The sequence below is a fragment of the Pseudomonas sp. G7(2022) genome (assembly GCF_052660475.1).
The window spans coordinates 316,330-330,900 of the sequence record NZ_CP109659.1; the positions used below are offsets into that span (position 1 = coordinate 316,330).

At 62.1% G+C, this 14,571-nt stretch carries 12 protein-coding genes; 4 read left to right on the forward strand and 8 right to left on the reverse strand.

Annotation, left to right across the window (positions count from 1 at the left end):
• Nucleotides 1–47 precede the first annotated feature (47 nt).
• The 3 genes from NE357_RS01365 to NE357_RS01375 form a co-directional block, all read right to left on the reverse strand.
• The gene (locus NE357_RS01365) at nt 48–2,396 is read right to left on the reverse strand and encodes an FdhF/YdeP family oxidoreductase (protein ID WP_169428412.1); all 2,349 of its coding nucleotides are present in this window, start codon (nt 2,394–2,396) and stop codon (nt 48–50) included.
• Nucleotides 2,393–3,232 (reverse strand): formate dehydrogenase accessory sulfurtransferase FdhD, encoded by an 840-nt coding sequence (gene fdhD / locus NE357_RS01370; protein ID WP_169428413.1) that lies wholly within the window; start codon nt 3,230–3,232, stop codon nt 2,393–2,395. Before fdhD ends, NE357_RS01365 begins: the two co-directional genes overlap by 4 nt.
• A 92-nt stretch (nt 3,233–3,324) precedes the next feature.
• A complete protein-coding gene (locus NE357_RS01375; protein ID WP_169428414.1) occupies nt 3,325–4,212 on the reverse strand; it encodes a LysR family transcriptional regulator in 888 nt (295 codons plus the stop codon).
• 137 nt (nt 4,213–4,349) lie between these two features.
• Here NE357_RS01375 and lysM point away from each other — a divergent pair, with 137 nt between their 5' ends.
• Nucleotides 4,350–4,790, forward strand: coding sequence for a peptidoglycan-binding protein LysM (gene lysM, locus NE357_RS01380; protein ID WP_169428415.1), 441 nt, complete (start codon nt 4,350–4,352; stop codon nt 4,788–4,790).
• A gap of 42 nt (nt 4,791–4,832) precedes the next feature.
• Here the strand turns inward: lysM and yrfG are convergent, their stop codons facing one another.
• Nucleotides 4,833–5,495, reverse strand: coding sequence for a GMP/IMP nucleotidase (yrfG, locus tag NE357_RS01385; RefSeq protein WP_169428416.1), 663 nt, complete (start codon nt 5,493–5,495; stop codon nt 4,833–4,835).
• An 88-nt stretch (nt 5,496–5,583) separates the two neighbouring features.
• On the opposite strand from yrfG, the gene nudE reads away from it, so the two are divergent.
• Together nudE and cysQ are read left to right on the forward strand one after the other, a co-directional pair.
• The gene (nudE, locus tag NE357_RS01390) at nt 5,584–6,150 is read left to right on the forward strand and encodes an ADP compounds hydrolase NudE (RefSeq protein ID WP_169428417.1); all 567 of its coding nucleotides are present in this window, start codon (nt 5,584–5,586) and stop codon (nt 6,148–6,150) included.
• A gap of 5 nt (nt 6,151–6,155) precedes the next feature.
• A complete protein-coding gene (gene cysQ / locus NE357_RS01395) occupies nt 6,156–6,989 on the forward strand; it encodes a 3'(2'),5'-bisphosphate nucleotidase CysQ (RefSeq protein WP_169432583.1) in 834 nt (277 codons plus the stop codon).
• A 15-nt stretch (nt 6,990–7,004) separates the two neighbouring features.
• On the opposite strand, the gene NE357_RS01400 is transcribed toward cysQ, so the two are convergent.
• The 4 genes from NE357_RS01400 to rfbC form a co-directional block, all read right to left on the reverse strand.
• The gene (locus NE357_RS01400; RefSeq protein WP_169428418.1) at nt 7,005–7,460 is read right to left on the reverse strand and encodes a YiiD C-terminal domain-containing protein; all 456 of its coding nucleotides are present in this window, start codon (nt 7,458–7,460) and stop codon (nt 7,005–7,007) included.
• Nucleotides 7,457–8,842: a sigma-54-dependent transcriptional regulator gene (locus tag NE357_RS01405; protein ID WP_169428419.1), complete on the reverse strand. Its 1,386-nt coding sequence runs from the start codon at nt 8,840–8,842 to the stop codon at nt 7,457–7,459. The genes NE357_RS01400 and NE357_RS01405 overlap by 4 nt, the downstream gene beginning before the upstream one ends.
• Nucleotides 8,839–10,647 carry a sensor histidine kinase gene (locus tag NE357_RS01410; RefSeq protein ID WP_169428420.1) on the reverse strand — a complete coding sequence of 603 codons (1,809 nt, stop codon included), beginning with the start codon at nt 10,645–10,647 and terminating at the stop codon, nt 8,839–8,841. Before NE357_RS01410 ends, NE357_RS01405 begins: the two co-directional genes overlap by 4 nt.
• Nucleotides 10,648–10,751: 104 nt before the next feature.
• Nucleotides 10,752–11,297: a dTDP-4-dehydrorhamnose 3,5-epimerase gene (gene rfbC, locus NE357_RS01415; RefSeq protein WP_169428421.1), complete on the reverse strand. Its 546-nt coding sequence runs from the start codon at nt 11,295–11,297 to the stop codon at nt 10,752–10,754.
• Nucleotides 11,298–11,606: 309 nt separating this feature from the next.
• On the opposite strand from rfbC, the gene NE357_RS01420 reads away from it, so the two are divergent.
• Entirely contained in the window at nt 11,607–14,519 is a 2,913-nt protein-coding gene (locus NE357_RS01420; protein WP_169428422.1) for an aminotransferase, read from the forward strand.
• Nucleotides 14,520–14,571: the final 52 nt, after the last annotated feature.

The window sequence follows — 14,571 nt, forward strand, 5'->3', positions numbered from 1 at the left end:
ATTGATTCGGCTGCCGCTTTCGCGAGCGGGCTCGTTCAGGCGCCGTCTCAGGCTGACTTGGCCATGATCAGTCCCGTCTCACTCGCCGCCTCCAACCTGATTGCGATGAACTTCGACGTCGGCGTATGGCTGCCATCGCCGGTGCTTTCCAGCGGCACCAACGGGTTCACTTCAGGGTAATAAGCCGCCGCTTGCCCCGCCGGTATATCGAACGCCAGCAGCGTGAAGCCCTTCACCCGACGCTCGCGGCCATCATCCCACAACGACACGATGTCAGCCTTCTGCCCGGGCTTGAAGCCCAGGCGAATGATGTCCGCCTCGTTGGCAAACAACACGTCACGCTGTCCCTTCACGCCACGATAACGGTCGTCGAGACCATAAATCGTGGTGTTGTACTGATCGTGAGAGCGCATCGATTGCAGGATCAGGTCCGGCAGTTTGCCGGTGGCGCGGGTGCGTTCGTGAATCAGGTCCTTGGGCAGCAGGTTCGGCTTGAAGTTGGCCCGGCCCGATGTGGTGTTCCACTTGCGCGCGCCGGCGCTGTTGCCGAGGTAGAAACCGCCCGGGTTCTTCACCTTCTCGTTGAAGTCCTTGAAGCCCGGAATGGTGTCGGCGATCAGTTCGCGAATGCGCCGGTAGTCGGCCACCAGCCAGTTCCAGTCCACCGGTTTGCTGCCCAGGGTTGCGGCGGCGATGCCGGCGATGATCGACGGCTCCGAGCGCATCTGGTTCGACAGCGGCTGCAGCTGACCATTGGAGGCGTGCACCATGCTGAACGAGTCTTCCACGGTGACGGCTTGCGGGCCCTCGGTCTGGATGTCGATGTCGGTACGGCCCAGGCACGGCAGGATCAATGCGTCCTTGCCGTGGGCGAGGTGGCTGCGGTTGAGCTTGGTGCTGATCTGCACGGTCAGGTCGCAGTTGCTCAGGGCCTGGAAGGTGCGCGGGCTGTCCGGCGTGGCCTGGGCGAAGTTGCCGCCCAGGCCGATGAACACCTTGGCGCGACCTTCGGCCATCGCGTGAATCGCCTCGACCACGTTGTGCCCGTTGTGGCGTGGCACCTTGAACTGGAAGCGACGCTCCAGGGAGTCGAGGAACGCCACCGGCGGACGCTCGTTGATGCCCATGGTGCGGTCGCCCTGCACGTTACTGTGACCGCGCACCGGGCACAGACCGGCGCCGGGCTTGCCGATGTTGCCGCGCAGCAGCATCAGGTTGGCGATTTCCTGGATGGTCGGCACTGAATGGCGGTGCTGGGTGATGCCCATCGCCCAGCACATGATCACGTTCTTGCCTTTGGCGTACATGCGCGCCGCTTGCTCGATCTCGACCAAGGTCAGGCCGGACTGCGAGACGATCTGCTCCCACGGCGTGTCATCGACGACGCCCAGGTATTCCAGCACGTTGACGCTGTGTTCATTCAGGAAATCGTGATCGAACACTGCCGGTGCGCCGGCCTTCTGCGCATCGCGTTCCCATTGCAGCAGGAATTTGGCCATGCCGCGCAACACCGCCATGTCGCCGCCCAGTGCCGGGCGGAAATACGCGGTGTTGGTCGGTTTGTCGCCATTGGTGAGCATTTCGATCGGGTGCTGCGGGTGCTGGAAGCGTTCCAGGCCGCGCTCTTTCAGCGGGTTGATGCACACCACCTGAGCACCGCGTTTCACCGCTTCACGCAGCGGCTCAAGCATGCGCGGGTGGTTGGTGCCGGGGTTCTGGCCCCAGACGAAAATTGCATCGGCGTGTTCGAAGTCGTCGAAGGTCACGGTGCCTTTGCCGACACCGACACTTTGCGCCAACGCAACACCGCTGGCCTCGTGGCACATGTTCGAGCAGTCGGGGAAGTTGTTGGTGCCGAAGGCGCGCACGAACAGTTGATACAGGTACGCCGCTTCGTTGCTGGCGCGGCCCGAGGTGTAGAACTCGGCCTGATCCGGACTCGACAGCGCTTGCAGGTGTTTGCCGATCAGCGCGTAGGCATCGTCCCAGCTGATTGGCTTGTAGCGATCGGTTTCGGCGTCATACACGACCGGCTCGGTCAGGCGACCTTGATACTCGAGCCAGTAGTCGCTCTGTTCCAGCAAAGCGGTGACGCTGTGTTTGGCGAAGAATTTGCCGTCCACCCGACGTTTGGTCGCTTCCCAGTTCACCGCTTTGGCGCCGTTCTCGCAGAACTTGACCATGCCGCTTTCCGGGGAGTCGCCCCAGGCGCAGCCCGGGCAGTCGAAGCCGCCGTTCTGGTTGGTCTTGAGCATCATGCGCAGGTTCTTCAGCGCATTGTCGCTGGTCAGCCAGGCCTGGGCCACGCTGATCAGTGCGCCCCAGCCGCCGGCAGCGCCCTTGTAAGGCTTGTAGCGCGGGACGGGTTTCTGGTCGGCTTGATGGTGTTGGCTCACGAGTGTTTCTCCATTTCTGGGCTATACACCCGCGGCGCGTTCTTCTGCGGCAGGTGGATGAGATTGAGGTGGTGGCGCCGGGCCCATTGCACGGCGAGGCCGGTGGGCGCGGACAGACTGACGAGGGTCTGGATGCCGGCACGCAAGACTTTCTGGATCAATTCGAGGCTGCAGCGGCTGGTGACGATCGCCAGGCCGCCGGTTGTGGATATCTTTTGTCGGATCAGGCCGCCGATCAGTTTGTCGAGAGCGTTGTGCCGGCCGATGTCTTCACGACCCAGCAGCAATTCGCCGCTGGCATTCATGAACACCGCCGCGTGCACCGCGCCGCAATGTTGGCCCAATGGCTGGAAGGCGCCGATGCGTTGGCGCAGACCGTCGAGCCATTCGGCGGGCGGCAACGGTGCGCCGGGCAAAACCTTGAGATCAGGCAACGCCTGCTCCACTGCTTCGACGCCGCACAACCCGCAACCGCTGGTGCCGGCCAGTTGCCGACGCTGCTGCTTGAGGTTCCAGAAGGCGCGGTTGGCGATGGTCACTTGCGCGTATTGCGCCGAGCCCGCACCGGTCAGTTGCAGGTCGTAGATGTCCGAGGCGTCTTCGATGATGCCGCTGCCGAGGCTGAAGCCGACGATGAAGTCTTCAAGGTCGGTCGGGGTGACCAGCATCACCGCCTGGCTGATGCCGTTGTAGGCAATCGCCAGTGCGACTTCTTCGGCCAGCGCGGTGCTGGCCGACTCCGCCAGGGGCAGGTCGCTGTAGCTGTAGGTCTGACTGGCGGCGGGCGCGGGCGTTTCGAGAGCAGGCGCCGCGCAGGCCGGGCGCTTGGCGTTCATGGCATCACCGAGGGATTGATCAACGTTAAGACTAGGCGCGGCAACTTGTCGCGTCTAATCGCTAGTGTCGATCTATCGATAGATGCCGTCGATCAAGCGGCCGCTGGCGATTTCTGATAAAGCGCGAAACAGGCCTCGGCCAGTGCCGAACGCGGGGCGCCGCGGCGCATGATCAAGCCCAGGCGGGCGAGGGTCTGGGCGTTTTCGATCGGTTGCAGGCGCAGGTGATCGGTGAGGCTTTCGAGGCCGCCGTCCAGCGGCATGATCGCGCAGCAGAATCCGCCGTGCACAGCTTGTAACAATTGATGCACTGCGTCGGTCTGCAACAACGGCTGTGGTGTCAGGCCGCGGCTGTGGAAATTGTGGTCGATGGACTGGCGAAAGTGCATGCCGCTGGTGAGCATGCCCAGCGGCAGTTCGATCAGCGCCTGCCAGCTCAGCGGTGCTTCGCCGAAACTGAAGGAACGCTGATCGTAGAGCAGGCCCATGCGGGTTTCGTCGAACGCCAGGGATTCGAAACGCTCATTGTCGAGACGATCCAGATAGGACACGCCGATGTCGATCCGGTTGTCCGCCAGTTGTTCGAGGATCTGCTCCGAACTCAGCGCCGACAGCTCGAAACGCAGGTCCGGGTGTGCGGCGTGCAGGCGTTGCATCAGCGGCAGCGGGTCGAAACTCGACAGTGGCACGACCCCCAGACGCAAGGTGCCAATCAGGTTGCCGCGACAGGCTGCCGCTTCCGCCTGCAGGCCGTCATAAGCCGCCAGCACCGTGCGCGCCCAGGCCAGCACGCGTTCACCAGGTGCGGTGAAACCTTCGAAGCGCTGGCCGCGATTGACCAGCGGCAGATCGAGTTCTTCTTCGAGGCTGCGCAGGCGCATCGACAAGGTCGGCTGGGTAATGTGGCAGCGGGCGGCGGCCTGGCCGAAGTGGCGGGTTTCGTCGAGGGCGATGAGGAATTTCAGCTGCTTGATGTCCATCTTCGCTCCGGGGCGCTGGCAAGGGTGGGCGATTCTACCGCTTGCGCGAGGGCAGGGTCATTGGTCGGGCCGGAACCGGGCTGGTTCGCGGTGGTCTAGGCTTGGGCGTCTGGAACCTAAATCAAGGAGTGTGCGCTATGAGTCTTTTGGACTTTGTAAAAGAAGCAGGTGAGAAACTGATCGACCTGCTGACCCCCGGCAACGCCAATGCCAGCGAGCAATTGAAGGAACATATCAGCAAGGTCGGGTTGGGTAACCCGAATGTCCACGCCACCGTGGACGGTGACAAGGTGACGGTCACCGGCGAAGTGGCAAGCCAGGAAGAGAAAGAGAAGATTCTGCTGGCCGTCGGCAATATCCAAGGCGTGGGCAGTGTCGATGACCAGATCACGGTCACCGGGCCGGTGGTGGCTGCCGCACGTTTCGTGGTGGTGAAAAAGGGCGACACCCTCAGCGCGATTTCCCTGGCGGTGTATGGCAATGCCAACCAGTACAACAAGATTTTCGAGGCCAACAAGCCAATGCTGTCACACCCGGACAAGATTTATCCGGGGCAGACACTGCGTATTCCTGAGTAACAACACGCCTGCAGGAGCAGCCTTTGGCGGCTCCTGCAGTCTTCAGAGCCCGGCAATCAAATCCCGGTAATCCTCGACCGCCGCAAACTCCCCGGTGTCTTTCGGCCCTTTGCGGCTGTCCGGTTCCCTGACGGCCAACAGATGCGCCACGCCGAAATTCCGCGCACTGCGCAGGATCGGCAAGGTGTCGTCGATGAACAGGCTGCGCGCCGGGTCGAAGTCGATGTCGGCCTGCAAGGCGTCCCAGAATTGCGGGTTCTCCTTGGGAAAACCGTAATCGTGGGAACTGATCAGCCGCTCGAAGTACGGTGCCAGTTCAATTCGTTCCAGTTTCAGCGACAGCGAATCACGGTGCGCATTGGTGATCATCACCACGCGTTTGCCGGCGCGTCTGAGGGCAGCCAGAAACGTGTCGGCGTCGGGACGCAGGGCGATCAAGTGGGCGGTTTCCAGCTTCAGTTCGCGCACCGACAGCTTCAGCTCCGCGCTCCAGAAATCCAGGCAATACCACTGCAATTGACCGGCATGGCGTTCGAACAACGGCTGCAACTCCATCTCCGCCATGGCCCGGCTCACGCCGTGCAGTTCGGCGTAGCGTTGTGGCAAGTGTTCCAGCCAGAAATGGTTGTCGAAGTGCAGATCCAGCAACGTGCCGTCCATGTCCAGCAGAACGGTATCGATGTCGGACCACGGTAATGAAGGCATGGCAACGTCTCGAACGGTAGAAAGATATCCGACGCAAACAATCGGAAAAGCCGCGTTATAGTAGCGCGTTCACGCCAAGGAGCTTTGCATGCGCCAGAAACCAACCGTACTCGCCCGGGAAATCGTCGCCACCAGCCGTCTGTTCTGCGTCGAAGAGCTGAAGCTGCGCTTTTCCAATGGCGTGGAGCGCACCTACGAGCGGCTGGTGGGCAAGGGCGCCGGTTACGGCGCGGTGATGATTGTGGCGATGCTCGATGCGGAGCACGCGGTGCTGGTCGAGGAATACTGCGGCGGCACCGACGAGTACGAACTGTCACTGCCCAAAGGGTTGATCGAACCGGGCGAGGACGTGCTGGCGGCGGCCGAGCGCGAGCTCAAGGAAGAGGCGGGCTACGGTGCCCGGCAACTGGAACACCTGACCGAGCTGTCGTTGTCCCCCGGTTACATGAGCCAGAAAATCCAGGTGGTGCTTGCCAGCAATCTGTATGAAGAGCGCCTGGAAGGCGACGAGCCGGAGCCGATGCGGGTGGACAAGATCAACCTGCGGGACCTTTCTTCATTGGCGCAAAATCCGCAATTTTCCGAAGGTCGGGCCTTGGCGGCGTTGTACCTGGCCCGCGATCTGCTGACCCAGCGCGGCTTTTTTCAGTCATGAGTGAGATGTCTATGAGTTTTCCCCATCCGTTGATGGCGCCGGTGGTTGAACTGGCGTTGCGGGCCGGCGAGGCGATTCTGCCGTTCTGGCGTGCCGATGTGGCGGTGACCGCCAAGTCTGATGATTCGCCGGTGACTGCTGCGGATATCGCCGCGCACGAGGTGATCGTGGCTGGCCTGACCGCCCTGGATCCGAGCATCCCGGTGTTGTCCGAAGAAGACGCCAGCATCCCGCAGAGCGTGCGCGCCGGCTGGCAGCGCTGGTGGCTGGTGGATCCGCTGGATGGCACCAAGGAATTCATCAGCGGCAGCGAAGAATTCACCGTCAACATTGCCTTGATCGAAAATGGCCGGGTAGTTTTTGGCGTGGTGTCGATGCCGACCAATGGGCGTTTCTACGTCGGTGGTGCGGGGCTGGGTGCCTGGCGTGGCGATAAGGGCGGTACGCCAGTGGCGATTCAGGTGCGTGACGTGCCGGGGCCTGGCGAAGCCTTCACCGTGGTCGCCAGCCGTCGCCATTCGAGTCCGGAGCAGGAGCGGCTGCTGTCTGGTTTGAGTGCAAGCCTGGGCGAATTGCAACTGGCCAATATCGGCAGTTCGCTGAAATTCTGTCTGCTGGCCGAAGGCGCAGCGGATTGCTATCCGCGGCTTGCGCCGACATCCCAGTGGGACACGGCGGCGGCGCAAGGCGTGCTGGAAGGCGCAGGTGGCGAGGTGCTGAGTTTGAACGGAGAAGCGTTCTGCTACCCGGCGCGGGAAACACTGCTGAACGAGTTCTTCCTGGCGCTGCCGGCAAAAGCCGCGTGGCGCACGAAGCTGCTGGAACTGGCCCGTTCGTAAGCGCACTTCCACACCTCAGCGGTGCAGGACGTACTGCCCGCTGAAGGTCACCGCATCCTCATCGCTACCCGCATTGACGACTCGCGTTTGCAGTGTCAATCGCGCCCGCCCGTAGCGCTGATACATCGTCAGAAACTTCTTCCACACGGCCGCATTCGGCGCTGCGCAGATGGCGTTGGCATCGCCGGTAACCGGCAGCGGATAACTGATCTGTCCTTCCTGGATCACGATGTGTCCGTCGGTGATGCCTTCTTCCTTCAAGCGCAGATGCAGCCAGCCCCAGCCGGCCAGCACTGCGCCGCAATACAGACTGCCGCCGAACATGGTGCTCTTGTGATTGACGTTGGCTTCCAGTGGCAGGTGCAGACGCAACTCACCCTCGTGCCAGTCAAGCACTTTGAGGCCCATGTCCCGGGTCAGCGGAATGTCGTGATGGAGGACGGATTCCAGATAGCGACTGTCACGATTCATTCGGATTCGTCTCCATGGCTGCTGCTGTCGGCGAAGTTCAGCCCGTGCTTGCGCAGTTTGTCGTGCAGGGTCTTGCGCGGAATACCCAGCGCTTCGGCGAGACTGCGCACCGAGCTGTGCGAACGGGCCAGTTCGGCGGCGATCAGCGACTTTTCGAAATTTTCCACCTGTTCACTCAGGCCTCCACTCGTGACCTCGATGGTGCCACTGCTGCCGTCGGTCTGAGTATTGTCCAGCGCCAGTTCCAGGCCGAGGGCGAAACGTTCCGCCGCGTTCTGCAATTCGCGCACATTGCCCGGCCATGAGTGACGCAGCAGCAACGCCCGTTGTGCCGGTTGCAGTTCATGAGGTGGCAGACCGTGGCGGGCGCTGGCTTCATCGGCGTAGTGCTGGAAGAGCACCAGCGCGTCTTCGCCCCGCTCACGCAGTGGCGGAATGCGCAGCGGCGCCACGTTGAGGCGGTAATACAAGTCCGCCCGGAACCGTCCTTGATCGGCGGCCTGGCGCAGGTCTTCCTTGGTCGCGGCGATGACGCGGATATCCAGCGGGATCAACTGATTGCCGCCCAGCCGTTCGACCACTCGTTCCTGCAGCATGCGCAGCAGTTTGACCTGCACGTCCATGCTCATGCTCTCGATTTCATCGAGAAACAACGTGCCGCCATTGGCGAATTCGAATTTACCGATCCGGCGTTTTTGCGCACCGGTGAATGCACCGGGCTCGTGGCCGAACAGTTCGCTTTCCACGACCGACTCGGCCAGTGCCCCGGCGTTGATCGCCACGAACGGGCCGTTGCGCCGGCTCGACAGGTCGTGCAGTGCGCGGGCGACGACTTCTTTGCCGGCACCGGTTTCGCCGAGGATCAGGACATCAGCCTTGGTCGCGGCCAGTGCGCCGATCTGCTCGCGCAGACGCGCCATCGGGGCGGACTGGCCGACCAGTCGCGCGCTCAGCTCGTTGCGGTCGCTGAGGGCCATGCGCAGGCTGCGGTTGTCCAGCACCAGGCGCCGCAGGGCCAGTGCGCGGCGCACGCTGTCGAGCAGGGCGTCGCTGGCAAACGGCTTTTCGAGGAAGTCGTAGGCACCGGCGCGCATGGCCTGCACGGCCAGCGGCACGTCGCCGTGGCCGGTGATCAGCAGCACGGGCAGCTCAGGGTCCTGGGCGTGCAGTTCGCTCAATAATTCAAGACCGTCCATGCCGGGCATGCGGATGTCGCTGACCACCACGCCAGGCCAGTCACGCTCCAGTTGGGCGGCCAGGCCCTTGGCTTCGGACAGCGGAAGGATTTTCAGGCCGGCCAGATCCAGCGTCTGGCCCAGGGCCTGACGCAGGTGCGGATCGTCGTCGATCAGCACCACCTGAATGCGGTTGTCGATGGTCATGCACTTCGATCCTCGGACGGTTGCAGGCTGACCCCGGGCGCGCCGGCGCGCAGCCGCAGGGTGATCAAGGCGCCACCTTGCTTGTGGTTGGCGAACGACAGTTCACCGCCGAAGGCGCGCATCAGGGTTTCGCAAATGGCCAAACCCAGACCCAGGCCCTGCGTACGGGTCTTGGTGGTGTAAAACGGTTCGCTGGCGCGGCCCAGGGCTTCCATGCAAAACCCCGGGCCGTTGTCACGAATGTACAGATTGACGCCTTCACCGGTGGATTCGGCACTCAGCCACAATTTGCGCGGCGGGCCTTTCTCGGTCAGGGCATCGAGTGCGTTGGCCAGCAGGTTGCCGAGCACCTGGCGCAGACGGGTTTCCCCGGCCTCGACCCACAAGGTTGCGGCGGGCAGGTCGCGGATCAGCTCGACATCCATACTCCGACGGCGTTTGGCCAGCAGCGCCAACGCATCGTCCAGCGCCGGTTGCAGGGCCACGCTTTCCGGGGCGTGACGATCGCGGCGGGCGAAGGCGCGCAGGTGAGCGATGATCGATGCCATGCGCCCGGTCAGTTCGCTGATCAATTTAAGGTTGCCGCGAGCGTCGTCGGTGCGCTGATGGTCAAGCAGCACCTCGGCGTTTTCCGCGTAACTGCGGATCGCCGCCAGCGGCTGATTGAGCTCGTGACTGATGCTCGCCGACATGGTGCCCAGCGCCGACAGCTTGCCGGCCTGCACCAGATCGTCCTGAGCGCGCACCAGCTCCTGCTGGGCGTGCTCGCGTTCCAGCACTTCCTGTTTCAGGCGCCGATTGAGGCCCTCCAGATCGCTGGTCCGTTCGGCAACCCGACCTTCGAGTTCACGTCGGGCCTTGGCTTCGAAGGCAATCCGTTCCAGATAGTGTCGGCGGCGCTGCATCATCAGCCCGAGCAACAGCATGACCACCAACAGCGTGGCGCCGCCAACGGCCACCACGGTCCGCACCGGACGGTCGATCAAGGTGCGCGGAGCAAGAATGCTGACGCTCCAGCCGGTTTCCTCGATCGCCCGGGTCTGGGTCAGCCAGGCTGTCGAGCTGAGATTCAGCGGACGCGGTGAGCGAGTCGGATAGGGCTGAATGGCGGTGATCGCCGAGCGTTCATCGTCATTTAGCGGACGGGTCGAGCGGAATCGCCATTCCGGGCGCGACGTAAGGATGACCACGCCGTTGTGATCGGTCACCAGCAATTGTTCCGGGGTTTTTCCCCACAGGCTTTCGGTGTGGTCGAGATCGACCTTGATTACGAGCACGCCGATGATTTTTTCGCCGTTGCGCACGGCCGCCGCAAAGAAGTAACCACGCTTGGCGGACGTGGTGCCAAGGCCGAAGAAGCGCCCCAGCCGCCCGGCCATCGCTTCGCTGAAGTAAGGCCGGAACGAGAAATTGCGCCCGACGAAACTGTCATGCTTGTCCCAGTTCGAGGCCGCCAGCGTCTTGCCGGTGGTATCCATCAAGTACATGACTTCGGCACCGGTCTGGGCGGCGATGTTCTTCAGCAGGCGATTGGCATTGCCCTGAGTGACACCATCGTCCGGAGCACCGACGACCGCCCGCAGGGCCGGCAGGTCGCCGAGGATCTGTGGCAGCACTTCGTAGCGATGCAGGGTGCCCAGCAGGTTGGCGACGTAGAGGTCGAGTGTCTGGCGGTTCTGCCCGATCAGTTCACTGCGGTAATAGCGCTCGGCCAGATGTTGCAGCGGCCACAGCAGCGGGGCCAGGCACAGGGCCAGCAGGGCGAGGCTGCGCCAGCGAGGTCTGCGGGGAAGGGGTGGAGTCATGATCCTCAAGCGCCTGGGGGAACAGGCGCATTATGCCCGGGCCGGGCTTGATCTGTGCATCCGCTTTTTTTGGATACGCGTGCGTGGAAGATTCACACAGGGAATCAGGAAAAGACTTCGGCGTCCTTGAAAAAAGCTGCGGTCTGGTCCTTGGCAGACAGCGTCGGCGCTTCAGTCAATTGCCAGTCAATGCCAAGGTCCGGATCGTTCCAGCGAATGCTGCGTTCGGCCGCCGGGGTGTAGTAGTCCGTGGTTTTATAGAGGAACTCGGCGTAGTCGCTCAGCACCAGGAAACCATGGGCGAAACCTTCCGGAATCCACAGTTGGCGGTAATTGTCGGCGGACAGGTGTACAGCCACCCATTTACCGAAGTTCGGCGAGCTGCGGCGAATATCCACCGCCACGTCGAGAACTTCACCTGCGGTGACCCGCACCAGTTTGCCCTGGGTATGTTGCACCTGGTAATGCAAACCGCGCAGTACGCCTTTTTGTGATCGGGAATGGTTGTCCTGGACGAAATGCGGAGTGATACCGGTTGCGTCCTCAAAAGCCTTGGCATTGAAACTTTCGTAAAAGAAACCGCGCTCGTCACCAAATACCTTGGGTTCGATGATCAGAACACCCGGTAGGTCGGTGGTAATTACATTCATGAAAAAATTCCAAGTAAAGGTGGAATGACCGATATTTTTGCGCAAAGTGCCGGAGCGCGCGAGTTCTGATGTTTTTTATAGTCTATCGGGTCGCTACCGGCCATCGGGTAGACCACTACGGTAGTTCTGATCCTTCAGGGTGAGGTGGAGGGGCGTGGAACGCAATCTGAAAAACCTGTGGGAAAAGTCACCTTTAATGATAGTCGTGTGTATCGGCAGTCATTAACCGATCTGAACCGATTTAAGGGGTTGCTTATCGTCTGAAGCAATGGCGATATAAACGCCTTATAAAAATACAGGGGTCGCTTCATGTCGTTCGCCACGCTGATTCACCGCGCCAGTCTGCCCGGCCCGCAGGTCACTGCGGAGCAAGCCTTGCAAGTGTTGGAGCAACATTACGGGTTGGGCGGCACATTACAGGCGCTGGGCAGCCAGCAGGATCTCAACTATCGCGTAGACAGCGAACGCGGGCGATTCGTACTGAAGATCTGTCGCGGCGACTATTCGCTGGTGGAGCTGCAGGCCCAGCATGCCGGCCTGAAGTATCTGGTCGAACATTGCGATGTCCACGTTCCCCGGGTCATCCCGGCCAGTGACGGCCAGGACCTGTTGTCGCTGGAAATCGGTGGAGAAGCGGTGCACGTGCGGCTGCTCGACTACATCGAGGGCCAGTCTCTGACGGCCCTGGATCATCTCGGCCACGAGGTGGTTGCCGGATTCGGTCGACTCTGCGGTGAAATGGATCTGGCCCTGGCCGGGTTCGACCATCCAGGACTTGAACGTACATTGCAGTGGGATGCGCGCCATGCCGGCGCCCTGATCGAGCACCTGCTGCCAGTGATCGAGGACCGGCAACAGCGCGGTCTGATCGCCGATGCCGCCGAGCAGGCTCGACGGCGCCTGCAACCGCTGCTGGACAAATTGCCGGTGCAGGCGATCCACATGGACATCACCGATGACAACGTGGTCTGGCAGCGCGATGCCCGGCGTCACTGGCAAATGCAAGGCGTCATCGATTTCGGTGATCTGGTGCGCACCTGGCGCATCACCGATCTGTCGGTCACCTGCGCCGCGCTGCTGCATCACGCCGGGGGCGATCCGTTCGTGATCCTGCCGGCGGTGCAGGCCTATCACGCAGTCAATCCGTTGCAACACGAAGAATTGCAGGCACTGTGGCCGCTGATCGTGACGCGCGCGGCAGTGCTGGTGCTCAGTGGCGAGCAACAGGTCAGCATCGATCCGGGCAATACCTACAGCCGTGACAATCTTGCGCATGAGTGGGAAATCTTCCGGGTCGCCACTTCGGTGCCTCTGGCGCTGATGGAAGCGGCGATCCTCTCGGCGGTCGGGCAGGCGTTGCCAGCCATCGACAGTGAAGGTTTCGCACCTTTGTTGCCGGAGCTGGTGGGGCGCGAATTCGCGTTGATCGATCTGGGTGTTCTGAGCGCGCACTTCGAGGCGGGCAACTGGGAGCAGCCGGTCATCGATCAACGTCTGTTGAGTGAAGCCGCCGCGATCCATGGTCTGGCTGCCAGTCGATACGGGCAGTACCGTTTGTCCCGCACCCGGCCTGACAGCGCCGGGGAACCTGAGACGTTTCCGCTGCACGTCGAGTTGCGTGTGCCTTGCGGGGCAGCAGTCGAAGCGCCGTTCGCCGGCGTGCTGCATCTGTCGGCTGACGGCGCGCTGCGACTCGACGGCCCGAATCTGAGCGTGCGCCTGTGGGGTGTGACGCCCTCGCTGCACAGCGGCGCGGCGCTGGTCAAAGGACAGGTTCTGGGATCGGTGGACGGTCCGTTGATTGTGCAACTGGTCCGCGATGCGCATCTGGAGGCGCCGCTGTTCTGTACGCCGACCCGTGCTCCGGCGTGGCAGGTACTGTCGCCATCGCCGGCAGCGCTGCTGGGCCTGGCCTGCGACGCCGAGCCCGAGCTGGATGCGAAAGCCCTGCTTGCCCGTCGTGACGCCAGTTTCGCCCGCACTCAAAAACATTATTACGTCGACCCGCCGCGTATCGAACGCGGCTGGCGCAATCACCTGATCGACATGCAAGGCCGTTCCTACCTCGACATGCTCAATAACGTCGCGGTGCTCGGGCACGGTCATCCACGCATGGCGGCGGTCGCGAGCCGACAGTGGTCGTTGCTCAATACCAATTCGCGGTTCAACTATGCGGCGGTCGCCGAGTTTTCCGAACGTTTGCTGAAACTGGCGCCGGAGGGCATGGACCGGGTGTTCCTGGTCAACAGCGGCAGCGAAGCCAATGATCTGGCGATTCGCCTGGCCTGGGCCTACAGCGGCGGGCGCGACATGCTCAGTGTGCTGGAGGCCTATCACGGCTGGACGGTCGGCGCAGATGCGGTGTCGACCTCGATCGCCGACAACCCGCAGGCTCTGAGCAGTCGTCCGGACTGGGTGCACCCGGTGACCGCGCCGAATATCTATCGGGGCGAATTCCGGGGGCTCGATTCGGCGCCGGACTACGTGCGCAGCGTCGAACACAACCTGGCCAAAATCGACGAGCAGAAACGCCAACTGGCCGGGTTCATCTGCGAGCCGGTCTACGGCAATGCAGGCGGGATCTCGCTGCCACCCGGTTATCTGAAAAAAGTTTATGAATTGGTGCGTGCTCGAGGCGGTGTGTGCATCGCCGACGAGGTACAGGTCGGTTATGGGCGTATGGGGAATTTCTTCTGGGGCTTCGAAGAGCAAGGCGTGGTGCCGGACATCATCACCATGGCCAAGGGCATGGGTAATGGCCAGCCGCTGGGCGCCGTGATCACCCGGCGGGAAATCGCCGAAGCGCTGGAGGCCGAGGGTTACTTCTTCTCGTCCGCTGGCGGCAGTCCGGTGAGCTGCCAGATCGGCATGGCCGTGCTTGATGTGATGGAAGAGGAAAAACTCTGGGAAAACGCCCAGGTGGTCGGCGGGTACTTCAAGCAGCGGCTGGAGGCATTGATCGATAAACATCCGCTGGTCGGTGCGGTGCATGGCTCGGGGTTCTATCTGGGGGTCGAACTGATCCGCAATCGCCAGACCCTGGAGCCGGCGACCGAAGAAACCACGCTGCTGTGTGATCGCCTGCGGGAGCTGGGGATCTTCATGCAGCCGACCGGCGATGACTTGAACATCCTCAAGATCAAACCGCCGATGGTCACCTCGCGTCAGAGTGTGGATTTCTTTGTCGACATGCTGTCGAAGGTGCTGGAAGAAGGCCTCTGAGACTGTGATAGTCCGATTAATACCGATTTCTATCGGTATTAATCGGTAAAAA